At 63.2% G+C, this 21,782-nt stretch carries 20 protein-coding genes; 13 read left to right on the forward strand and 7 right to left on the reverse strand.

Annotated features, from left to right (window positions below):
- Nucleotides 1-28: 28 nt before the first annotated feature.
- Together CD04_RS0108770 and CD04_RS0108775 are read left to right on the forward strand one after the other, a co-directional pair.
- Nucleotides 29-727: a response regulator gene (locus CD04_RS0108770; RefSeq protein ID WP_038167647.1), complete on the forward strand. Its 699-nt coding sequence runs from the start codon at nt 29-31 to the stop codon at nt 725-727.
- Nucleotides 724-2,193, forward strand: a complete 1,470-nt coding sequence (locus CD04_RS0108775) for an ATP-binding protein (protein ID WP_031405975.1) — start codon at nt 724-726, stop codon at nt 2,191-2,193. Before CD04_RS0108770 ends, CD04_RS0108775 begins: the two co-directional genes overlap by 4 nt.
- Here the strand turns inward: CD04_RS0108775 and CD04_RS0108780 are convergent.
- From CD04_RS0108780 to cysS, 5 genes are all read right to left on the reverse strand, one after another.
- Nucleotides 2,089-3,345: an aspartate kinase gene (locus CD04_RS0108780; RefSeq protein ID WP_031405977.1), complete on the reverse strand. Its 1,257-nt coding sequence runs from the start codon at nt 3,343-3,345 to the stop codon at nt 2,089-2,091. The genes CD04_RS0108775 and CD04_RS0108780 overlap by 105 nt on opposite strands.
- A gap of 64 nt (nt 3,346-3,409) precedes the next feature.
- Entirely contained in the window at nt 3,410-4,438 is a 1,029-nt protein-coding gene (tilS, locus tag CD04_RS0108785; protein WP_197033062.1) for a tRNA lysidine(34) synthetase TilS, read from the reverse strand.
- Between the two features lie 103 nt (nt 4,439-4,541).
- Entirely contained in the window at nt 4,542-5,513 is a 972-nt protein-coding gene (locus CD04_RS0108790; protein WP_031405980.1) for an acetyl-CoA carboxylase carboxyltransferase subunit alpha, read from the reverse strand.
- 116 nt (nt 5,514-5,629) lie between these two features.
- Nucleotides 5,630-6,208, reverse strand: a complete 579-nt coding sequence (locus CD04_RS0108795) for a DNA-3-methyladenine glycosylase (RefSeq protein ID WP_197033119.1) — start codon at nt 6,206-6,208, stop codon at nt 5,630-5,632.
- Between the two features lie 64 nt (nt 6,209-6,272).
- A complete protein-coding gene (cysS, locus tag CD04_RS0108800; protein WP_031405984.1) occupies nt 6,273-7,658 on the reverse strand; it encodes a cysteine--tRNA ligase in 1,386 nt (461 codons plus the stop codon).
- Between the two features lie 161 nt (nt 7,659-7,819).
- On the opposite strand from cysS, the gene CD04_RS0108805 reads away from it, so the two are divergent.
- From CD04_RS0108805 to CD04_RS0108820, 4 genes are all read left to right on the forward strand, one after another.
- The gene (locus CD04_RS0108805) at nt 7,820-8,677 is read left to right on the forward strand and encodes a tetratricopeptide repeat protein (protein ID WP_051849048.1); all 858 of its coding nucleotides are present in this window, start codon (nt 7,820-7,822) and stop codon (nt 8,675-8,677) included.
- Between the two features lie 222 nt (nt 8,678-8,899).
- Nucleotides 8,900-9,460, forward strand: a complete 561-nt coding sequence (locus tag CD04_RS0108810; protein ID WP_031405988.1) for a peptidylprolyl isomerase — start codon at nt 8,900-8,902, stop codon at nt 9,458-9,460.
- Nucleotides 9,461-9,469: 9 nt separating this feature from the next.
- The gene (locus tag CD04_RS0108815) at nt 9,470-9,961 is read left to right on the forward strand and encodes a peptidylprolyl isomerase (protein ID WP_031405991.1); all 492 of its coding nucleotides are present in this window, start codon (nt 9,470-9,472) and stop codon (nt 9,959-9,961) included.
- Nucleotides 9,951-10,751, forward strand: coding sequence for a UDP-2,3-diacylglucosamine diphosphatase (locus tag CD04_RS0108820; protein WP_051849049.1), 801 nt, complete (start codon nt 9,951-9,953; stop codon nt 10,749-10,751). The genes CD04_RS0108815 and CD04_RS0108820 overlap by 11 nt, the downstream gene beginning before the upstream one ends.
- 34 nt (nt 10,752-10,785) lie before the next feature.
- On the opposite strand, the gene cysE is transcribed toward CD04_RS0108820, so the two are convergent.
- A complete protein-coding gene (gene cysE / locus CD04_RS0108825; RefSeq protein ID WP_031405995.1) occupies nt 10,786-11,553 on the reverse strand; it encodes a serine O-acetyltransferase in 768 nt (255 codons plus the stop codon).
- Between the two features lie 70 nt (nt 11,554-11,623).
- Nucleotides 11,624-12,496: an RNA methyltransferase gene (locus CD04_RS0108830; RefSeq protein WP_369792788.1), complete on the reverse strand. Its 873-nt coding sequence runs from the start codon at nt 12,494-12,496 to the stop codon at nt 11,624-11,626.
- 64 nt (nt 12,497-12,560) lie between these two features.
- Between CD04_RS0108830 and CD04_RS0108835 the strand changes: the two genes are divergently transcribed.
- From CD04_RS0108835 to ftsB, 7 genes are all read left to right on the forward strand, one after another.
- A complete protein-coding gene (locus CD04_RS0108835; protein WP_038167651.1) occupies nt 12,561-13,436 on the forward strand; it encodes an inositol monophosphatase family protein in 876 nt (291 codons plus the stop codon).
- Nucleotides 13,437-13,450: 14 nt separating this feature from the next.
- Nucleotides 13,451-16,096 carry a DNA mismatch repair protein MutS gene (mutS, locus tag CD04_RS0108840; protein ID WP_369792789.1) on the forward strand — a complete coding sequence of 882 codons (2,646 nt, stop codon included), beginning with the start codon at nt 13,451-13,453 and terminating at the stop codon, nt 16,094-16,096.
- Nucleotides 16,097-16,134: 38 nt separating this feature from the next.
- On the forward strand, nt 16,135-16,980 hold the full coding sequence (locus CD04_RS0108845; RefSeq protein ID WP_231480509.1) for an alpha/beta fold hydrolase: 846 nt from the start codon (nt 16,135-16,137) through the stop codon (nt 16,978-16,980).
- Between the two features lie 87 nt (nt 16,981-17,067).
- Nucleotides 17,068-18,747, forward strand: a complete 1,680-nt coding sequence (locus CD04_RS0108850; protein WP_031406002.1) for a CTP synthase — start codon at nt 17,068-17,070, stop codon at nt 18,745-18,747.
- 14 nt (nt 18,748-18,761) lie between these two features.
- A complete protein-coding gene (gene kdsA, locus CD04_RS0108855) occupies nt 18,762-19,598 on the forward strand; it encodes a 3-deoxy-8-phosphooctulonate synthase (RefSeq protein WP_031406003.1) in 837 nt (278 codons plus the stop codon).
- Between the two features lie 329 nt (nt 19,599-19,927).
- Nucleotides 19,928-21,211 carry a phosphopyruvate hydratase gene (gene eno / locus CD04_RS0108860; RefSeq protein ID WP_031406005.1) on the forward strand — a complete coding sequence of 428 codons (1,284 nt, stop codon included), beginning with the start codon at nt 19,928-19,930 and terminating at the stop codon, nt 21,209-21,211.
- Between the two features lie 43 nt (nt 21,212-21,254).
- Entirely contained in the window at nt 21,255-21,611 is a 357-nt protein-coding gene (gene ftsB / locus CD04_RS0108865; protein WP_031406006.1) for a cell division protein FtsB, read from the forward strand.
- Nucleotides 21,612-21,782 lie beyond the last annotated feature (171 nt).

The following is a 21,782-nucleotide window of genomic DNA, read 5'->3' on the forward strand; positions in this document are numbered from 1 at the left end:
TGCCGCTGGCCGCCACCCACATACCCACATGCGCCTGTTGCTGGTAGAAGACGATGTCATGATCGGCGAGTCCGTGCTCGACGCCCTCCGCGGGGAGGGCTACGCAGTGGACTGGGTGCGCGACGGGCATATGGCGGATGCGGCCTGGAGCACCGAGCATTACGACTTGGTGCTGCTCGACCTCGGCCTGCCCCGACTTGATGGACTGCAGGTGCTCAAGAAGGCCCGCGCGCGGCGTGACCGAACCCCAGTGCTCATCGCCACGGCGCGTGATGCGGTCAACGATCGCATTCGGGGGTTGGATGCAGGAGCCGATGATTACGTGCTGAAGCCCTATGATCTGGATGAGCTGCAAGCGCGGATCCGAGCCCTTTTGCGTCGAGCGGCCGGTCGTGCGGAGCCTGTGTTCGAGCATGGGCCCGTGAGGCTGAACCCGGTCACCCACGAGGCCACGTTCGAAGGCCAGCCGGTGCAGCTCTCACAGCGCGAGTGGGCGGTCCTGGAGGCGTTGATTGCGCGCCCCGGCGTCATCCTCTCGCGCACCCAACTCGAAGAGAAACTCTACAGCTGGAAGGATGAGATCTCCAGCAATGCGGTCGAAGTGTATGTGCACAGCCTGCGAAAGAAGCTGGGCGCGGACTTCATTCGCAACATCCGCGGCATGGGGTATGTGATCGCGCGCGATGCGCCAGGTCCTGCACCCGCCGACGCAGGATCTGAAGCATGAAATCCCTTCGCGCCCAACTGCTGATCCTGCTCACGGCAGCCGTGCTGTTGGCGGCCCTCGTACAGGCCGTGGTTGTGTTCAACAACGCCATGCGCGAGGCGGATGCCGTGTTTGATTATCACCTCCAGCAGCTCGCCCTGTCGTTGGCCAGCGGCGACCTCGGCCTCCCTGGGTTCGGCCCCGAAGGCCGGGCGCGTGACGACGTGGACTACGTGGTGCAAGTCTGGTCGCCTGATGGTCAGCGCATCTACGTCTCGCGTCCGCGGGTGGAACTGCCCGACCAGGCCGTTCTGGGCTATGCGAACGTGAATGTGGGAACCCAGCAATGGCGGGTGTTCTCCATGCAGGCTGGCGGTCGCACCATCCAAGTTGCGCAGCCGCTCTTGAGCCGCCGCGCACTGGCCCTGACCTTCGCCTTCAACTCGGTTTGGCCCATGTTGCTGATTGCGCCGCTGCTGCTGCTCGCCGTCGCCTGGGTGGTGCGCCGATCGCTGAGGCCGCTGCGCGCCCTGTCGCAGGAGCTGGAAAGCCGCGCAGCCACCTCATTCGATCCACTGGAGCCGAAGGCCGTGATTCTCGAGATGCAGCCGGTGGTGCGCGCCATGAACGGGCTCTTCGCCCGTACCCGTCAGGCTTTCGATGCCCAGCAAATGTTTGTCGCGGACGCTGCGCACGAACTGCGCTCGCCCCTTGCTGCGCTCAAGGTGCAAATTCAGATGCTCGGTCGCGCACAGGACGAAGCAACACGCCAGCTTGCGCTGCAGCGCCTGGGCTCCGGCCTTGACCGCGCCACGCATCTCGTCGAACAGCTGCTAGCGCTGGCCCGTGCTGATGCCGACGGCCAGGACGCCACGGTCCCCACATCACTGACCGACATTGCCCGGCTGGCCCTTTCCGACACTCTGGAGCTGGCGCAAACACGCGGCGTCGACGCCGGGCTGGAGCAGGCCGACGACATTCTCGTGGACGCGCCGCCCAACGGTCTGCGCATGCTCATTCGCAACTTGGTTGACAATGCCCTTCGCTACACGCCTGCCGGCGGGCGCGTCGACGTGCGCGTACGGCGCGAAGGCAGCCACGCAGTGCTGGAGGTGGACGACTCCGGCCCGGGCATTCCGCCGGAAGACCGGCCGCGCGTGTTTGACCGCTTTTACCGGCGGGAGAACGCCCCGCCCGGGGGCAGTGGGCTGGGGCTGGCCATCGTCAAGAGTGTGGCCGAGCGCAGTGGTGCGCAACTCACGCTCCTGGATTCCCCGCTCGGGGCCTGCGTGCACGGGTCGCCTTCCCTGCACCAGCTGCAACGCTCACTTCGCTCAGCGCGGCGCAATCCCACGCAAGCTGAGGGCTCCGGCGCGATTGCGTCAGGACGCCTGTTCGTCCAAATCGAATGCCTTGTGCAGGGCTCGCACGGCCAGCTCGAGATATTTCTCCTCGATCAGCACCGAGACCTTGATCTCCGAGGTTGAGATCATCTGAATGTTGATGCCTTCCTCAGCCAATGTCCGGAACATCTTGCTGGCTACGCCGGCATGGGAGCGCATTCCAACACCGACGACGGACACCTTGCAGGCCTTCGGGTCGCCGATGATCTCCTTGGCGCCGATATGGGATTGAATGCTGGTCTTGAGGATGTCCAGCGTGCGTGCGTAGTCTCCACGTCCCACGGTGAACGAAAAATCGGTGAAACCCGCCACGCTCTGGTTTTGCACAATCATGTCGACATCAATGTTCGCGCCACCCACCGCGCTCAGGATCTGATAGGCAATGCCCGGACGGTCTGGCACACCCACCACAGTGATCTTGGCTTCATCGCGCGCGAAGGCGATGCCTGATACGACGGCTCGTTCCATGTTCTGGTCTTCCTCGAAGGTAATGAGTGTGCCGCTGCGCATTTCCTGCTCCAGCGGAATATCCCAGGGCGTAAGGCTTGACAGCACGCGCAGGCGCACGCGGTATTTCCCGGCAAATTCAACAGAACGAATCTGCAGCACCTTCGATCCGAGGCTTGCCATTTCAAGCATTTCCTCGAACGTAATGGTGGAGAGCTTGCTTGCCTCAGGCACGACGCGCGGGTCCGTCGTGTAGACGCCGTCCACGTCCGTGAAGATCTGGCATTCATCCGCATCGAGCGCGGCTGCCAGGGCCACACCGGATGTATCGGATCCCCCACGGCCAAGTGTGGTGATATTGCCCTCAATGTCCACACCCTGAAAACCGGCCACAACGACGATCAAGCCGCGGTCCAGGTCGGCTCGTATGCGCTGTTGATCGATGGACTCGATACGCGCCTTGGTGAAAGCGCTGTTGGTGTGAATACCAACCTGGTGGCCCGTGTAGCTACGTGCCTCACGCCCAAAGGACTTGAGCGCCATGGCCAGCAAACCGACGGTGACCTGCTCGCCCGTGGATGCCACCACGTCGAGTTCGCGCGGATCAGGGTCGGGCTGGATTTCACGAGCCAGCGCAATGAGTCGGTTGGTCTCCCCGGACATGGCCGATACCACCACCACGACCTTGTGTCCGGCATCTGCCCATTTGATGGCGCGGCGGGCCACGTTCTTAATGCGTTCGACGGACCCGACTGAGGTGCCGCCGTATTTCTGGACGATAAGCGCCATGATTGCGTTGGATGGACACGGCGCATGCGCGCTCCTGGCGCTGCCGTTTCAGGAAAACCTGAAATTATAGGCAGCCGCTCCCCTCGTGTGCATCGTGCAGCCCGCAATGGCCCGACACATAAGTGCCGGCACTCAGCGCCAGCCAGGGGCCACGGCGCTCAACCAATCCCTGCCCGAGTCTGACCTGCAAAGCCACGGCTCCCCGCGCTGTGGCCCGAACCTGTCGACAAAGGTTGACGATCTGTCCGTGGTTGCTGCGCAACCCGCTCTGCCGCAGCCAAAGGCGCAGAACCTCACTCAAACGCGCCTCGGGCAGGGCACGAAGCGCAGCCAGTCGAAGGCCTTCGGGGCCCTCACACCGAGCCAGATCCTGTTGCGCCAGCTCTTCGATTCCAGCTGAGGCCTGTGCGCAAAGGCTGGCCGCACGCGTCAGCGTGGCACGCCACGATGGCTCCAAGCGCGCAAGGACGGGCAAAAGCTCATGGCGGATGCGACTTCGTCGAAACGCCGGATCGAGATTCATGGCATCGCGCACGTAGGGCACACCCTGCACGTCGAGCATGTGCCTCAAGGAGTCCGCTGCACAGGACAGCAAGGGACGGCCCAACCAGAGCCCCGCGCGCGATGCCACAGCAGGCATGCCCGCCAAGCCCTTTGGACCCGCCCCGCGCAGAAGGGCGAGGAGCAACGACTCCGCTTGGTCGTCGGCTTGGTGGCCCAAAAGCAACCAGCGCGAGCCCAGCTTGCCTGCTGCATTCGTCAATGCTGTGTAACGCGCGCCCCGTGCGGCATCCTCCAGACTTTCTCCGGGCCGCGCCGGGATTTGCACGCGCAGCACGCTGCACGGCACGCCCCACGAAGCGCACAGGCCGCGCGCATGCTCGGCAAATCGGTCGGCATCGGTTTGCAATCCATGATGCACATGCAGCGCGTGCAGGCGCTGCGGGCCCCACAGGTGCAAGGCCGCCAAAAGCAGCGCGGTCGAATCCGCACCCCCGCTAAAGGCGATGGCCAACGGAACCGCATTGGCTTGCGGATCGAGCCGCGCACCGGCAAAAAGGCGTAAGGCCGACAGGGCCGGGTCTGCCTTCAAGACAGCCCAGTGGGGCGGGGCGGCTGAGCCAGCTAGGACCATGGAACAGCAGCGATGTGCTCAGAAAGCCGACGGGTTTGCCGGCATCGGGACCGCAAAGGCCTTAACGCGAAACCTTGGTGTCCTGGAACTTGCCAAATGCGCAAAGGCGTTCGTAGCGCTGCTTGACAAGATCAGCAGGCTTGGTGTCCTGGAATTGACGCAGACTCTCAGACAGAGCGCGCTTCAAGCTCGCCGCCATCGCAGGCGGGTCGCGGTGGGCTCCGCCGACAGGCTCACTGACGATTTTATCGATCAGGCCCAGCGCCTTGAGCCGATGCGCGGTCAGACCCAGCGCCTCAGCGGCCTCCGGTGCGCGCTCCGCGCTTTTCCACAAAATCGACGCGCAGCCCTCGGGGGAAATCACCGAATACACCGCGTACTGGAGCATGAGCACGTGGTCGGCCACGGCGATGGCCAATGCTCCGCCCGAGCCCCCCTCGCCAATGATGGTCGAGACGATGGGCACCCGCAATTGCGACATTTCGAAAATGTTGCGGCCAATCGCCTCCGATTGGTTCCGCTCCTCTGCATCAATGCCGGGATACGCACCAGGCGTGTCGACGAAGGTGAAAAGGGGCAGCGCGAATTTCTCCGCCAACTTCATCAGCCGCAGTGCCTTGCGATAGCCCTCCGGCTTGGTCATGCCAAAGTTGCGCAGGCCCCGCTCTTTCGTGTCACGCCCTTTCTGGTGGCCAATCACCATGCACGATTGACCATTGAATCGGGCCAACCCCCCAACAATCGACAAGTCATCCGCAAAATGCCGGTCGCCATGCAGTTCGTGAAAATCGGTGAACAGTTGCGCCACATAATCCAAGGTGTAAGGACGCTGCGCATGGCGGGCAATCTGCGTCACCTGCCACGGTGTGAGCTTGGCGTAGATGTCCTTGGTGAGTTGCTGGCTTTTCTTCTGCAGGCGTGCGATTTCCTCTGAAATGTCCACGGCCGATTCATCCTGCACATAGCGCAGCTCTTCGATCTTGGTTTCCAGCTCAGCCACCGGCTGTTCGAAATCGAGAAAAACTTTTTTGATCATGGTTGTAGGTCCCCGCAAGGTACGCCCGCAATGCGAGCGGTGCGTGCGCCAATCATGGTGCGTGGCAATGCTTCGTCGTTTGCCTCAGCACATCTGGCGTATCGGAATGGTGATCAGTACTCAACCGCCACCGGGTCGAGGCTTCGCCAAATATACCAAGTGCCGACCGAGCGCCAAGGCGCCCAAGCGGCGGCCACCTCACGAAGATCGCTGCGGCTGACCGCTTCGCCCGAGAAATAGCGCAGGCTGATCCCCCGTTGCAGACCGAGATCGTCCAGTGGCAAGACGTCGGGGCGCATGAGGTAGAAGATCAAGAACATCTCGGCCGTCCACCGGCCGATGCCGCGGATGGCCACGAGTTCAGCAATGATGGCCTCGTCAGGCATGCTATCCCACTGTCGCGGATGCACCTGGCCCGCTTCGAATTTTGCCGCCAAGTCTTGCAGGTACTCGCATTTGCGCTGAGAAAGGCCAGCCTGCCTGAGCGCCTGCGGCTTATGCTGCAGCAGGCGCTCAGGTGTGGCTTGTCCCACGAGCACAAGCAGGCGATCCCAGACCGATTGCGCCGCCTTGACCGAAATCTGCTGACCGACCACCGAGCGCGCCAAGGTTTGGAAGGCGTCGCCGCGGCTCTGCAGCTGGGCCTGCCCATGCTCGGGGATGAGCTTGCGCATCACACGGTCCGCGCGCATGAGCTGCGCGCACGCGTCATCCCAATACGGGGGGCGCACCACGCTGGGATTCTCGGCCACGACGCTACGCCCGGCGCCACACGGTGACACCGCCCGGCTTGTCTTCCAGCACGATGCCTTGCTCCAGCAACTCGGCGCGGATTTGATCAGCACGCGCGAAATCACGGGCCTTTTTTGCCTCGGTACGTGCGCTCAGCCGCTCGTCGATCCAGGCGACATCGGTCTTGGCGCTTGAGGCCCCCCCTTGCAAGAAGCTCTGCGGAGACTGTTGCAGCAGGCCGAGTGTGGCACCCAGTCCCTTGAGCAGCCCGGCAAGTTCGGCCGTACGGGTCCGGTTGACTTCGCCGGCAAGGTCAAACAGCACGGCGAGAGCCTCGGGGGTGTTGAAATCATCATCCATCGCCGCACTGAATCGTTGGGCGATGGGATGGGACCAGTCCTGCACGGCTGCCACCTCGGGAAAGTCCTGCAGCGCGGTGTACAACCGTGTCAGCGCATGGCGCGCGTCCCGCAGGTTGTCTTCGCTGTAATTGAGCGGGCTGCGGTAATGCGCGCGGATGATGAAAAACCGCACCGTCTCGGCGTCGAACAATTTCAGCACATCGCGAATGGTGAAGAAATTTCCAAGTGATTTGGACATTTTTTCTTCGTCAACGCGCACGAAACCGTTGTGCATCCAGATGTTCACGAAGGGCTTGCCGCTTGCCCCTTCGCTTTGGGCGATTTCGTTTTCGTGATGGGGAAACTGCAGATCTGCGCCGCCACCATGGATGTCGAAGTGCTCCCCCAGCAAGGCGCAGCTCATGGCCGAGCATTCGATGTGCCAGCCAGGCCTGCCCTCGCCCCACGGTGACGTCCAACGCACCTCGGCTGGTTCCTCGGGCTTGGCACGCTTCCACAGTACGAAGTCCAGCGGGTCACGCTTGGCCGTGTCCACTTCCACACGCTCACCGGCGTGCAACTGGTCCAGTGCCTTGCCCGACAGCTTCCCATAGCCTGGGAACGCGCGTACCGCGTAGTCCACGTCGCCCGCCTCATCCTGATACGCCAGGCGCTTATCGAACAAGCGCGCAATGAGTTCCTGCATTTGCGGGATGTAGTCGGTCGCGCGCGGCTCGTGCGTGGGCCGCTCAATGCCCAAGGCATCGGTGTCCTCATGCATGGCGGCAATAAAACGGTCGGTGAGCGCACGCACGCTCACACCTTGTTCCACCGCGCGGCGGATGATCTTGTCATCCACATCGGTGATGTTGCGCACGTAGGTGACTTGCAGCCCGCGCGCCCTCAGCCAACGTTGCACGAGGTCGAAGACGGCCATCACCCGGGCATGGCCGAGGTGGCAGTAATCGTATACGGTCATGCCGCAAACGTACATGCGCACATGGCCCGCTTCGATGGGGGCAAGCGGCTGCTTCTGGCGCGACAACGTGTCAAAGATCTGCAAGGTCATGAACTGTATGGCGGCCCGTCGCGCCGGCTAGCTGCAAGAATCGAATGGAAGGAACGGGCCGGCAGGCCCGGATAAAATCAAAAACTTAGCACAGACCGCGCGACCCAGAACTCATGCCCCCCGCCCACCTCCCCCGCGTCAGGCCGCGTCCATGCGGAATTTTGCGCCTGCTCGCAGGTGTGGCGCTTTCAACGGTGCTTGCGCTCGGCGTGATCCCCATGCCAGCCCATGCCGATGAGCTGGGCGCCGTGCAGCAGCTGATCCGGGCAGGCAAGCTGCAGGACGCATTGACCGAAGTCAACGCGTTGATCACGTCAAACCCCAAGGACCCCCAATACCGCTTCGTGCGCGGCATCATCCTTGCTGACCAGCGCAAGACGCAAGAGGCCATTGAGGTATTCACCCAGCTCACGGAGCAGTACCCCGAGCTGCCTGAGCCTTACAACAATCTGGCTGTTTTGTATGCCCAGCGGGGCGATTACGAGAAGGCGCGCGCGGCATTGGACATGGCGATCCGCACCAACCCGAACTACGCCACGGCCTATGAGAACCTGGGCGACGTGTATGCAAAGCTGGCGAGCCAGTCCTACCAGAAGGCTTTGCAGCTCAACGGCAACAAGGGCGATGCCACACGCGCAAAACTTGCACTCATACGCCAGCTGCTGAGCAATCGCCCTGAGCCACACTCGTCGGCGACACCCACGGAGGCACCCCATGCGTTGGCGCACGCGAACTCGGATGCGGCAGCGGCGCGTCGTCCGATCACACCAGCCATCGCGGCCCGGCCCGCATCCGCCCCCAAACTCGTCGCGCAGCCGTCGCCGGCTGCGTCCCGCAAAAACCTCACCGGCGCGGCACTGGACTTGCGGCACGACAACACCGCGGCACGCATCAAACCCGTGCCGCCGTTGGTGCCGACGCGTTTGAGCCGCTCCGATGCCCAATGCCTTGCGCCTGCCGCATGCGCAGTCGCATTGGCTGGTCCGGCACGCAATTGTTGCCCAAACGCAGTCGCCTGAGGCTGCCACTTTCCTCTGCACCACCGCGCTCCTCCATCACTCCCACCGCTGAGCATCTCGGGCAGCCCTGGCCGCAATATCGAGTGCTGCCATGGCCCACCCAACAGTGATCAACAGTCTCACCTATCCATTGCAGCCACCATGCTCCGAAACACGATCGATCCCCTCTCAGACTGCCGCGAAACCGCACAGCCACCGGCGGGCGGCAGACGCCGCCTGTTCATGCTGGGCGCTGCCATTTTGCTTGGCAATTGTCTTCCAGCGATCCATCCCGCGCATGCCGAAGCACCGCCCCGCGTGAAACTGGTCACGACGCTGGGCACGATCGAGGTTCAACTCGACCCGCAACGCGCCCCGAAGACCGTGGCAAATTTCGTGCAGTATGTCAAGGACGGCTTCTACGCGGGCACGATCTTCCACCGCGTGATTCCGGGATTCATGATTCAAGGCGGCGGCTTCACCGTGGACATGCAGCAAAAGTCGACCCGTGCGCCCATTGCCCTGGAGAGCAAAAACGGCCTGAAGAATCTGCGCGGCACCATCGCCATGGCGCGAACGTCGGATCCGAACTCCGCGACGTCGCAGTTCTTCATCAATTTGGCGGACAACCCTTCGCTCGATTATCCTCAGCCAGATGGTCAGGGCTATGCCGTATTCGGCCAAGTGATCGCTGGCATGGACGTGGTCGACCGCATCGCGAAAGTCGCCACCCAGAGCACGGGCCCCTATCAAAACGTACCGGTCACGCCCGTGATCATCCAACAAGCCATTTTTCTCAAGTAAAGGACCATCATGGTTGAACTACACACGAACAAGGGCGTCATTCGCATTGAGCTTGACACGGAGAAAGCTCCGAAGTCAGCCGCAAATTTCCTCGCTTACGTCAAAAGTGGCCATTTCGACGGCACCATCTTCCACCGCGTGATCGACGGTTTCATGATCCAAGGCGGCGGCTTCGAGCCTGGCATGAAGCAAAAGCCCACCCAAGCGCCCATCCCGAATGAGGCGAATAACGGGCTCAAGAACAAGCGCTACACACTCGCCATGGCACGCACGAACGATCCCCACTCGGCCACTGCCCAGTTTTTTATCAATGTGGCAGACAACACTTTTCTTGACCACAGCGCTCCCACGGCGCAAGGTTGGGGCTATGCCGTGTTCGGCCACGTGGTGGATGGCCAGGACGTGGTGGATGCCATCAAGGGCGTGAAAACAGGAACCAAAGGATTCCACCAGGACGTGCCTGTTGAAGACGTGGTGATTTTGAAAGCCGTTGAAGTCTGAACACGCCCCCGAAATCGAGGCACGCGCGCACTGGCGCCGGCTGGCGTTCATCTCCGACCTCCACCTCGGACCTGATGCGCCGCTGACGACGGCGCGCTTTCTCCAATGGTTGCAGGCCGATGCTCTGCAAGCCGACGCACTATTCATTCTTGGTGACCTGTTCGAGGCTTGGATCGGTGATGACCTGCTCGACGCCGATCCAGCCGACGTCCATCACGAGGTTTGCACCGCGCTGGCTTCCTTTGCGTCGACGGATCGTTTCCTCGGGGTCATGCACGGCAACCGGGATTTCCTGCTCGGTTCCGGGTTTGTTCAGCGCACCCACGTGCAGCTCCTGGCTGACCCGAGCGTCTTGCGCTTCGCCGGCGAGCGCATCCTGCTCACTCATGGCGACGCCCTGTGCACGGCCGACATCGACTACCAGCATTGGCGCGCACGCTGCCGCGATCCCGTGTGGCAGCGGCAGGTTTTGGCCCAGCCGCTTGCCGCACGGCGCCAGCAAGCCGCCGCACTACGCGCCCAGAGTCGCGCGGCACAAAGTCGCATGGAAACCTCGAGCGATGCCGACCCCGCGGAAGCCTCCCGCTGGCTCAGCCAAGCGGCAAGCCCCTGGATGATCCACGGCCACACCCATCGCCCCTGCGACCACTGGGAAGGAGGTCGCCTGCGCCAGGTTTTGTCCGACTGGGATTTGGACGCGCCTGTCCACAGCGTTGCGCATCGCGCTCAGGTGCTGTGGCTGGATCAGGGCCCCGGCGCTCTTGCCGTGCATCGTCAACAACTGGTTTGACGCTGCGCTGTGGCGTGCCTTGGCACGGGCGGATTCACTTCACCAGCTTCTCGAGCTGACCTTTGTCAAAGTGTTCCTCGCGCAGGGCTTCGGGAGGACAGCTTTCCCGGGTGCAGACCCCTTGCCGCTCGAGCTCGCGCCACAGTAGGGCAATCTGGTGCTCGAATTGGGCTGCATGGTCGATGAGCCCCAGAATGGCCTTGCTTTGCGGGTCGTCCCCGTTTTGCATAACGGCATAGGCCGAAAAGCCCATGCGCGCGGCAGTCGCCTCGCGCTCCTTTTCCGACTCCTTCTGGATAATCCGCGCGGGGTTGCCCACAGCCGTTGCTCCGGCCGGCACAGCCTTGACGACCACAGCGTTGGACCCGATGCGCGCTCCGGCGCCGACGGTAAAGCCGCCGAGCACCTGCGCGCCAGCGCCCACCACCACACCGGCCTCAAGCGTCGGGTGTCGCTTCGTACCCTTGTACAAGGTCGTGCCGCCCAGCGTGACACCCTGATAAATGGTGCAGTCGTCGCCGAGTTCGGCCGTTTCGCCGATCACGACCCCCATGCCGTGGTCAATGAATACCCGCCGTCCAATGGTGGCCCCAGGGTGAATCTCGATGCCGGTGAAAAACCGTGCCCAGTGCGAGATCCACCGCGCCAGCCAATGCCAGCCCCGCCGCCACAATCCATGTGCCAGGCGGTGCAGAACGAGCGCGTGCAGGCCGGGGTAGCACGTCAGCACCTCCCAGCGCGATCGAGCCGCAGGATCGCGTTCGAGGATGACCTGGATATCTTCGCGCAAGTGCTGGAGCATGGACGGTTCGAATGGGACGCTCAGAGTGGATCGAGTGTATTGGAGCCTTGCGGCACACGCAGGGCTGCGCCTAAACGGCCTTGCGCGGAGCGCGCGCACTGCCCGTCGACTGTTTTGCAGGCGCCGGACTGCCGCTCGATGGCGAGGCTGCATGCGCATCGCCCAGTCGCTCCAGCCCCATTTTGCAGATGCCGCGCAAAATGTGCACCTCCTGCCGGGTGAGCGCGGCCCGTGCGGCCAAGCGGGACAGGCGGGGCATGAGCTTTTTCGGCGCTTCCGGATCCAGATAGCCCAGCGCGACCAATGCCTGCTCCGCATGATCAAGCAGGCCCTGCAGCTCGGCCTGGGTGGCAGCGACCTCAGGCGGCGGGCCGGACGGTAGCCTGAAGGCGCCCAGCGCACGGCGCCATTCCCAAGCCACGATTTGCACGGCCTGCGCCAGGTTGAGAGAGGCATATGCGGAATAGGCGGGCAGGCTGAGCAACGCGTTGCAACGATACACGGTGTCGTTATCCAGCCCATAACGCTCGCTCCCGAATACGAAGCCGACCCGCCGTCCCTGCTCGGCAGCCTGTTGCGCCAACTCGGGCAGCCAGTCGGGCCCATGCAGGGGCGGGCCAAAATCGCGAACCCTTGACGACAGGGCGACCAGCATGCCGCAATCACCTGCTGCCTGCGCCAATGTGTCCGCCTGACGCGCCGCACGCAGCACGTCGCCGGCCCCACTGGCAAAAGCCAGCGCATCGGGCTGCTCACGCACGTCCGCATGTCGAGGCGCCACCAAGGCCAAATGCGCGAAACCCATGGTCTTGATCGCTCGCGCTGCAGCACCCACATTTCCCGGATGGCTCGTGTGCATGAGCACAAACAGCGGCGCTTCAGGCCCCTCGGGCGTCAGGCCAGCGGGCTCGATGCCCCCTTCGATAGAATCACGCTTAGTCATCCGCTCTTTCACATCCACCCGCACGTCCTCCTCGAGGCGACATTGTCGCGTCTCGGCACCCACCATGCATCCCATGATCAACGTCGCCGTTCGCGCAGCCCGCGAAGCCGGCAAAATTATCAATCGCGCCAGCCTCGACCTGGACTTGCTACGCGTGACGCAAAAGTCCGCGCGCGACTTCGTCACGGAGGTGGACCGAGCCAGTGAGCAGGCCATCATCGACATCTTGCTCAAGGCATTTCCCCAGCATGGCATCCTGGGCGAAGAAACTGGCACCACCCACGGACGGGCCGACTCGGAGTACCAGTGGATCATTGACCCGCTGGATGGCACCACGAATTTCATTCACGGCATGCCGGTCTACGCCGTGTCCATCGCGCTTGCCCATCAGGGCGTTGTGCAGCACGGGGTGGTGTACGACCCATCGCGCGACGAGCTCTTCACCGCCAGCCGCGGGGGTGGATCCTTTCTCAACAACCGGCGCCTGCGCGTATCCAAACGCACAAGGCTGGAAGACGCACTCATCGGCACTGGCTTTCCGTTCCGCAAGGGCGACGACCTGGACACCTATTTGGAGATGTTCAAGAAGGTCGCCGAGCGCTGCGTGGGGCTGCGGCGCCCGGGCGCCGCAGCCATTGACCTCGCCTATCTGGCTGCCGGCCGCTACGACGGCTTTTTCGAAACCGGCCTCAAACCGTGGGACGTGGCGGCGGGCTCGCTGTTGATCACCGAAGCCGGGGGACTCGTCGGCAACTACACCGGTGACTCGGATTTCCTGCACCGCGGTGAACTGGTTGCGGGAAGCCCGCGAATCTACGCTCAGCTCGTTGCTTTGCTCAAGCCTTACGCCCATGGCGACCGCGCAGTGCCAACCGCCAGTCCCAAGCGACCGACTTCGGCCCAGGCCGAACAGGCGGCGGACGATAGCGCTCCATTCTGAAACGGTTCAAGGCAATGGCCGGCATTTCCAGCACCGGGCCTAGGTCCGCGGTGGCCGCCGAGACGAACGCGCTCGCCTTGGGTGGCCACACACCGATGATGGCCCAGTACCTGCGCATCAAGGCCGAACATCCAGACGTTCTGGTGCTGTACCGCATGGGCGACTTTTACGAGCTCTTCTACGCGGACGCCGAGAAGGCCGCGCGACTGCTTGATCTGACCCTCACGCGCCGCGGGCAATCCGCGGGACAACCCATCGTCATGGCGGGGGTCCCGGCGCAGGCGTTGGATCAGTATCTGGCACGGTTGGTGCGCCTGGGTGAGTCGGTCGCCATCTGCGAGCAAGTCGGCGACCCCACCAGCAAAGGGCCGATGGAGCGGCGCGTGGAGCGCATCGTCACACCAGGGACGCGACTGGACGATGGATTGCTCGACGATCGCGCCGACTGCGCCCTCCTCGCCATTGCGGCGGACAAGTCCCGGCGCAATGCAACGCTCGGGCTGGCGTGGCTGGTGCTGTCAAGCGGCGCCTTGCGGTTGGCAGAGTGCGCGCCCTCGGAGCTTGAAACGTGGCTGGCGCGCATTCAGCCGGCTGAAGTGCTATGGCCGCAGGACGTGCCGCAGCCGCCCGAACTCTCAGGCTGCACCATCAACGTGCGTGCGCCTTGGCAGTTCGACTCTTCGGTGGGCGTTGAGAAGCTCTGCCGCCAGCTTGGCGTAGCCGCGCTTGACGCCTTCGGCGCCCACGATTTGCCCCGAGCCCAGGCCGCCGCCGCCGCACTCATGGGCTATGCCGAGCAAACACAGGGGCGGGGGTTGGCCCACGTCACGGACCTGCAGATTGAACGCAGCGACGATACATTGCTCCTCGATGCCAATGCGCGGCGCAACCTGGAGCTGTTCGTCACGCTGCGTGGCGAGACTTCCCCGACCCTGCTATCGCTTCTCGACCAATGCCAAACGGCGGCTGGGAGCCGCTTGATTCGCCAGTGGCTGGCTGCGCCTCCGCGCGCTCAAGAGCTGGCACGGCAGCGCCACGCCGCAATCGCCGCACTCCTGGCCGGTCCCTGGGGCGAACTGCGCAATGCCCTCAAGGGACTGGCTGATCTGGAACGCATTGCCGCGCGCCTCGCCCTGCAGCAGGTGCGCCCGCGGGAACTGGCCGGCGCGCGCGAGACCTTGGCCAAGCTACCGGAGATCTGCGCAGTGCTGGAGCACTTCGAGGATCCGCTGCTGAGCGTGCAGTGCAGTGCACTCCTGCTGGACGCGGCGCCTTTGGCGCTCCTGCAACGCGCTTTGGCCGATCCGCCTGCGCTCAATTTGCGTGACGGCGGCGTGATCGCCGCCGGGTTTGATGCCGAACTCGACGAGCTGCGAGCCATCGGTCAGGACTGCAGCGCCTTTTTGCTGGATATGGAGGCGCGCGAGCGGGCGCGCACCGGCATTGGCAATTTGCGGGTGCTGTACAACAAGGTCCACGGCTTCGCCATTGAGGTCACCCACGGCCAAGCTGACAAGGTGCCACCCGACTACCAGCGCCGCCAGACCCTCAAGGGCGCCGAGCGCTACGTCACTGCGGAGCTCAAGATCTTCGAAGACAAGGCTCTTTCGGCGCAGGATCGAGCGCTGGCACGCGAAAAGTTGCTTTTCGCGAAACTGGTGGACGACTTGCAGCCGGCTGTGCCTGCATGGCAGCGTGCGGCGCGCGCCTTGGCCCAGGTCGACGTGCTGGGTACGCTTGCCGAGCGGGCGCGCACCTGGAATTGGGTGTGCCCGGAACTCTCCCCGTTGCCGGGGATCGAGATTCGCGCCGGGCGCCATCCGGTGGTCCAGGCGCAGGTCGATCGCTTTGTCCCCAACGATTCCTTGCTGCTGCAGCAAAGCCGAACGCACGTCATCACGGGGCCGAACATGGGCGGGAAGTCGACCTATATGCGCCAAGTGGCGCTGATTGCGTTGCTTGCCTGCATGGGCAGCTTCGTCCCGGCGGCAAGCGCGCGCATTGGCCCGCTGGACGCCATCCATACGCGCATCGGTGCTGGTGATGACCTGGCCGGGGGACGTTCCACATTCATGGTGGAGATGACCGAAGCGGCAGCAATTTTGCGCACGGCCTCCCCGCAAAGCCTCGTCCTGATGGACGAGGTCGGTCGCGGAACCTCGACATTTGACGGCTTGGCGCTCGCGCTGGCCATTGCGACCCATCTTCATGAAAAAAACCGCGCCTTCACCCTTTTTGCGACCCATTATTTCGAACTCACCGACTTTCCCGCGCACCACCCCGAAAGCATCAATCTGCACGTGAGCGCGGCCGAGCATGGCGACACGATCGTGTTCCTGCACGAGGTCAAGCCGGGCCCGGCCAGCCGAAGCTACGGCGTGCACGTCGCGCAGTTGGCAGGCATGCCGACAGCGGTGATCCGCGATGCGCGTCGCCGCCTGGAAACCCTTGAACAGGCCCAAAGCGCGCAACTCGCGCAGCTTGACCTTTTTGCGCAAACGGGGAACCTGCATGAAGACGAGTCGGCCGTGCCGCACACCGCTCCTGATCCGCTGCGGGCGCAGCTCGCAGCGATTGACCCGGATGCCTTGAGCCCGCGCGACGCGCTCGATCTGCTCTATACCCTGCACGTCGCTGCGCGTGAGGACGTGCCCCTGTGAGCGAGCGGATCCGGTCTGCCTTGAACTCCCTGCGTCCAATGTCTCCCACTTCCGCGCCCCAACCCCTGATGTCCGGCGCCGATGCGCGCCCGTTGCTGATTTTCGCCCACGCCAATGGCTTTCCCGCGGGCAGCTACCACAAGCTCTTCGTCATGCTGGACCCGCATTTCCAGGTGCTGGCTCCGCCCCAGTTCGGACATGACCCCGCACACCCTGTGAGCGACGGATGGCCGCAATTGCAACGCGAGTTGCTGGGTTTTGTGCTGCATCACGCCCACGGCCGCAAGGTCGTGCTGGTTGGGCATTCGCTTGGCGGCTTTCTGAGTCTGATGTTGGCTCGCGCGCACCCGGAGCTCGCGCGCTGCGTGGTCTTGCTTGACTCTCCGGTGATCGCCGGCTGGCGCGCCGGGGCCCTGTGGTGGGCGAAGCGCACCGGGGTGATTCGACGACTCGATCCGGTCGCCCCTGCACTGCGGCGCAAGCAAGAATGGCCAGATGTGCAGGCGGTGATCGCGCACTTTGCCAGGAAAGCCGCCTTCGCCCGTTGGGACCCTGAGATGCTTGCTGACTATGCCGAGGCCGGCACCGTTCAACGCGGGAACAAACGTGTTCTTGCCTTCGACCGCGACGTTGAAGCCCGCATTTACGCCACACTTCCCCATCGCTTGGGCCGCTTGACTCGCCCGCCCGGCGACGTGCCCGTGGGCTTCATTGGCGGCACGGCGTCGCGTGAGCTGCGCATGGCGGGCATGGCGGCCACCCGTCGCCTCGTCGGTGCGCATTTGCGCTGGATCGCTGGAGGTAGCCATCTCTTTCCTTTCGAGCAGCCCCAACTCACTGCCGAGGCCATCATGGCCATGGTCCACGAACTTGTGCGCGATTGAGCGCTGCGCCAGCAACATTGGCCACGCGTCCGCAAATTGTCGGATGCCAGTTTCTATAATGCACGTTTACCGGCCTGATACGGCGTCATGACCCAATACGTTTTCGTCACCGGTGGTGTGGTGTCCAGCCTCGGCAAGGGTATCGCAGCCGCCTCCCTCGCTGCGATTCTCGAGTCTCGCGGCATCAACGTCACCCTCATTAAGCTCGACCCCTACATTAACGTCGACCCTGGAACCATGTCGCCATTTCAGCACGGCGAAGTGTTCGTCACCGACGACGGGGCCGAGACCGATCTGGACCTCGGTCACTACGAGCGCTTCATCCGTCGCTCGATGCGCCGAACCAACAATTTCACGACCGGGCAGATCTACGACAGCGTCATCCGCAAGGAACGGCGCGGCGAGTATCTTGGCAAGACCGTTCAGGTGATTCCGCATATCACCAACGAAATCCAGGAATTCATCCGCCGGGGCGCTGGAGAGGGTACTGCCGACGAGGCCGACGTCGCGATCGTCGAGATCGGCGGCACGGTGGGTGACATCGAGTCCCTGCCCTTTCTTGAAGCCGTGCGGCAAATGAGCCTGCGCATGCCGCGCCACCACAGCGCGTTCGTGCACCTGACCCTGGTGCCGTTCATCCCCGCCGCCGGCGAACTCAAAACCAAGCCGACACAGCACAGCGTGCAGAAGTTGCGCGAGATTGGCATTACGGCTGACGCCCTGCTGTGCCGAGCGGACCGGCCGATTCCGGATGACGAGCGCGAGAAAATCTCGCTATTTGCGAACCTGCCCCAGGAAGCCGTGATCTCGGTTTGGGACAGCGACAGCATCTACAAGATTCCGCGCATGCTGCACGAGCAGGGCCTGGATGCGCTGATCTGCGACAAGCTCAAGCTTGTGGGGGGACCTGCTGACCTATCCGCCTGGGACGCCCTGGTCGCTTCCGAGGCCCATCCACGCCATGCCCTGCGCATCGCCATGGTGGGCAAATACACCGACCTCTCCGATTCATACAAATCGCTGAATGAGGCCCTACGCCATGCGGGCATCAAGAACGCGGCGAAAGTCGACATCACCTATCTTGACTCGGAAACCCTCGAGCCGGGCAACATCGGCCAGCTTGCGGCGTTTGACGCGATCCTGGTGCCAGGCGGCTTCGGCAAGCGCGGGGTCGAAGGGAAAATTCTCGCCGCGCAGTACGCTCGCGAGCAGCGCATCCCCTATCTGGGCATATGCCTCGGCATGCAGGTGGCCACCATCGAGTATGCCCGCCATATGGCAGGTCTTGACGGCGCCAACAGCACGGAGTTTGACCCCCACACGCCACATCCCGTGATCGCGTTAATCACGGAATGGAAGGACAAGACTGGCGCCGTGCATGCGCGTAGCGCGGATTCCGATCTCGGCGGCACGATGCGCTTGGGCGCGCAGGAGGCCCGTGTGCAGGCCGCAACATTGGCCCATTCCATCTACGGTGACCTTGTCAACGAGCGGCACCGGCATCGGTATGAGGCGAATGTGGCCTACCTCGAAACCCTGCAGAAAGCAGGCCTTGTCATCTCGGCGTACACGACCCGCGAGCATCTCACCGAAATTGTGGAATTGCCCCAAAGCGTGCATCCCTGGTACCTGGGTGTGCAGTTCCACCCCGAGTTCAAGTCCACCCCGCGTGACGGCCACCCGCTGTTTTCGGCATACATCCAGGCAGCGCTCGCACGTCACGGCCAGCACTCGCGAGCCGGTCTCGAGCCGGCCGTCAACGTCTGAGGGCGCGCCGAACCATGCATCTCTGCGGATTCGAAGTCGGCCCCGATCAGCCGCTTTTCCTCATCGCCGGGCCCTGCGTGATCGAGAGCGAGCAGCTTGCCCTCGACACCGCCGGCGCATTGAAAGCCATCTGCGCCGAGCTCGGCATTCCCTTTATTTTCAAGTCTTCATTCGACAAGGCCAACCGGTCGTCCGCAAAGTCATTCCGCGGCCTGGGACTTGAAGAGGGTCTGCGCATCCTGTCCGAGGTCAAGCGCCAGATCGGCGTTCCGGTGCTTACGGATGTGCACGAGGACACGCCGCTAGTCGAGGTCGCCGACGTTGTCGATGTGCTGCAGACTCCAGCTTTTTTGTGCAGGCAGACCAACTTCATCCAGAGTGTCGCCCGCTTGGGCAAGCCGGTGAATATCAAGAAGGGCCAATTTCTCGCGCCCTGGGATATGCAAAACGTGGTCGACAAAGCGCGCGCCGTGGGGAACTCCCAAATCATGGCGTGTGAGCGCGGCGTCAGTTTCGGCTACAACACGCTGGTGTCGGATATGCGCGCATTGGCGATCATGCGCGACACGGGTTGCCCCGTGGTCTTCGACGCCACGCATTCGGTGCAGCAGCCTGGTGGTTTGGGCGAAAAGTCCGGCGGACAGCGCGAGTTTGTGCCCGTGTTGGCGCGCGCGGCCGTGGCTGCAGGCATTTCGGGGCTGTTTGCCGAGACGCATCCGGACCCCGAGCATGCGCTGTCCGATGGCCCCAATGCGGTACCGCTTCACCACATGCGAACCCTGCTCGAAAGCCTTAAGGATCTCGATGCTGTCGTCAAGCGTCAAGGCTATCTGGAAGACAAGTTGCGGTGATACGCTCCATGGCCGCCCACCTTTCCGCAGCCCTTGAACGCACCAATCGCACCCGATACAAGGCCGATCGCCTTGTCGCTTCAACGCGGAGTCGCCGACGTCCGGCGGTGGCACTGGTGCGCCGCAATTTAATTGAAGGCCCAGAACCGGCTGCCCCTGGCGTCCCCACCGCCCCGACGGGGCGCTTGATGGCTTGGGCAAGGACTGCCCCGAGGGTCATCAGGTGGTCACTGCGTGACGCCGGCCTGGTGATGCCCTTGCTGCCCGTGCAAGATAGCGCCTGAATTGTTCGTTGATCCCCCAAAAAACAGACCAACACTGGAGAACCCATGAGTGCAATCGTCGACCTCAATGCCCGTGAAATCCTCGACAGCCGCGGCAACCCCACCGTGGAATGTGACGTGGTGCTCGAGACCGGTTTCCTGGGTCGGGCTGCTGTGCCTTCGGGCGCCTCCACCGGAACCCGCGAGGCGGTCGAACTTCGTGACGGCAATACCCAGCGCTATGGCGGCAAGGGCGTGCTGAGGGCAGTGGAACATATCAATACCGAAATCACGGAGGCCGTGATGGGCTTGGACGCCTCGGAGCAGGCGTTTCTCGACCGCACGCTTCTCGAACTGGATGGCAGCCCAAACAAGTCCCGTCTCGGGGCCAATGCCCTGCTGGCGGTGAGCATGGCCGTAGCCAAGGCCGCTGCCGAGGAGGCCGGAGTCCCTCTTTACCAGTATTTGGGGGGCTTCGCGGCGTGCGAGTTGCCCGTGCCTATGATGAATGTGATCAACGGCGGCGCACACGCCAACAATTCCCTGGATATGCAGGAATTCATGATCATGCCTGTAGGCGCGCCAAACTTCCGCGAGGCCCTGCGCTATGGGGCCGAAGTGTTTCACGCGCTCAAAAAACTGATCGACGATCGCGGCATGCCCACCACCGTCGGTGATGAAGGGGGCTTTGCCCCAAGCGTTGCCAGCCATGAAGCAGCGCTGCAGCTCATCGTCGAGGCCATCGAGAAAGCGGGCTACAAACCAGGCGAACAAGTGGCCATTGCCCTGGACCCGGCCTCCAGCGAGTTTTACAAGGATGGCAAATACCACCTCGCGGGCGAGGGTCTGGTGCTCTCCAGCGAGGAACTCGTTGCGTTGTATGCGAGCTGGATTGGCAAATACCCCATCGTCTCCATTGAAGACGGTTTGGCCGAGCAGGATTGGGATGGTTGGAAACACCTCACCGCAGAGCTCGGAAAGAAGATCCAACTGGTGGGCGACGACATCTTCGTCACCAACACCGAAATCCTCAAGCGCGGGATCGAACAAGGCATCGCCAACTCCATCCTGATCAAGGTCAACCAGATTGGCACGCTTACTGAAACCTTCGCAGCCATCGAGATGGCCAAGCGCGCGGGGTACACGGCTGTCATCTCCCATCGCTCGGGTGAGACCGAGGACACAACCATTGCCGACATTGCCGTGGCAACCAACGCCGGGCAGATCAAGACCGGCTCCTTGTCGCGCTCGGATCGCATCGCCAAGTACAACCAGTTGCTACGCATCGAGGAGAATCTTGGCGATGTAGCACGCTTCGCTGGCCGAGCGACCTTCTACAACCTGCGCTGAACCGCGAGGCGGCAAGCACCTGCGGATCCATGACGTGAGGGCCATGCGCTGGGTCACCCTTGTGTTGCTTGCCGTGCTGTTGCTTCTGCAATGGCCGCTGTGGTTTGGCGAACGCAGCTGGCCACGCGTGCGCCAGTTGCGCGCCAATCTCGCGGCCCAGTATCAGGCCAACGAGCAGGCACGTTTACAAAACCAGCGCCTGGAAGATGAAGCACACGACCTTCGGCACGGCAAACAGGCTGTACAGGACCGCGCACGGCGCGAGATGGGCATGGTCAAACCCGATGAAATCTTTGTGCAGATCCTGCCTGCCTCCAGCCCCCTTCCGCCCGCTGCCGTGACAAGCGCACCGGCCGCCCCAACCCGCAAAAGCACACCCCACCCCCGCGCACAGCGCTGATCGCGCACACGCGCGATCGGGACTGGACGCGACAGGGCTTAAACGGGAGCGAGCAATGCGCCCGCTCAGCGCCGTGGCCACCGCACGCCCCGGTCAAGGACCAGGTGGCATATGTTCAGGTGTGGGTTGAGTAACCGTGATTCGCGCGATGGACCGTTCCGGCTCGGGCTG

The sequence above is a fragment of the Thiomonas sp. FB-Cd genome, assembly GCF_000733775.1.
Lineage (GTDB): Bacteria > Pseudomonadota > Gammaproteobacteria > Burkholderiales > Burkholderiaceae_C > Thiomonas_A.

Bases quoted from the DNA above. Each gene is read 5' to 3' on its own strand.
- CD04_RS0108770 (WP_038167647.1), top strand. From the start codon at position 29: ATGCGCCTGTTGCTGGTAGAAGACGATGTCATGATCGGCGAGTCCGTG.
- CD04_RS0108775 (WP_031405975.1), top strand. From the start codon at position 724: ATGAAATCCCTTCGCGCCCAACTGCTGATCCTGCTCACGGCAGCCGTG.
- CD04_RS0108780 (WP_031405977.1), bottom strand. From the start codon at position 3,345: ATGGCGCTTATCGTCCAGAAATACGGCGGCACCTCAGTCGGGTCCGTC.
- CD04_RS0108795 (WP_197033119.1), bottom strand. From the start codon at position 6,208: ATGCGCGCGGACCGTGTGATGCGCAAGCTCATCCCCGAGCATGGGCAG.
- cysS (WP_031405984.1), bottom strand. From the start codon at position 7,658: ATGACCTTGCAGATCTTTGACACGTTGTCGCGCCAGAAGCAGCCGCTT.
- CD04_RS0108810 (WP_031405988.1), top strand. From the start codon at position 8,900: ATGCTGGGCGCTGCCATTTTGCTTGGCAATTGTCTTCCAGCGATCCAT.
- CD04_RS0108815 (WP_031405991.1), top strand. From the start codon at position 9,470: ATGGTTGAACTACACACGAACAAGGGCGTCATTCGCATTGAGCTTGAC.
- cysE (WP_031405995.1), bottom strand. From the start codon at position 11,553: ATGCTCCAGCACTTGCGCGAAGATATCCAGGTCATCCTCGAACGCGAT.
- CD04_RS0108830 (WP_369792788.1), bottom strand. From the start codon at position 12,496: ATGACTAAGCGTGATTCTATCGAAGGGGGCATCGAGCCCGCTGGCCTG.
- CD04_RS0108835 (WP_038167651.1), top strand. From the start codon at position 12,561: ATGCATCCCATGATCAACGTCGCCGTTCGCGCAGCCCGCGAAGCCGGC.
- mutS (WP_369792789.1), top strand. From the start codon at position 13,451: ATGGCCGGCATTTCCAGCACCGGGCCTAGGTCCGCGGTGGCCGCCGAG.
- CD04_RS0108845 (WP_231480509.1), top strand. From the start codon at position 16,135: ATGTCTCCCACTTCCGCGCCCCAACCCCTGATGTCCGGCGCCGATGCG.
- CD04_RS0108850 (WP_031406002.1), top strand. From the start codon at position 17,068: ATGACCCAATACGTTTTCGTCACCGGTGGTGTGGTGTCCAGCCTCGGC.
- kdsA (WP_031406003.1), top strand. From the start codon at position 18,762: ATGCATCTCTGCGGATTCGAAGTCGGCCCCGATCAGCCGCTTTTCCTC.
- eno (WP_031406005.1), top strand. From the start codon at position 19,928: ATGAGTGCAATCGTCGACCTCAATGCCCGTGAAATCCTCGACAGCCGC.
- ftsB (WP_031406006.1), top strand. From the start codon at position 21,255: ATGCGCTGGGTCACCCTTGTGTTGCTTGCCGTGCTGTTGCTTCTGCAA.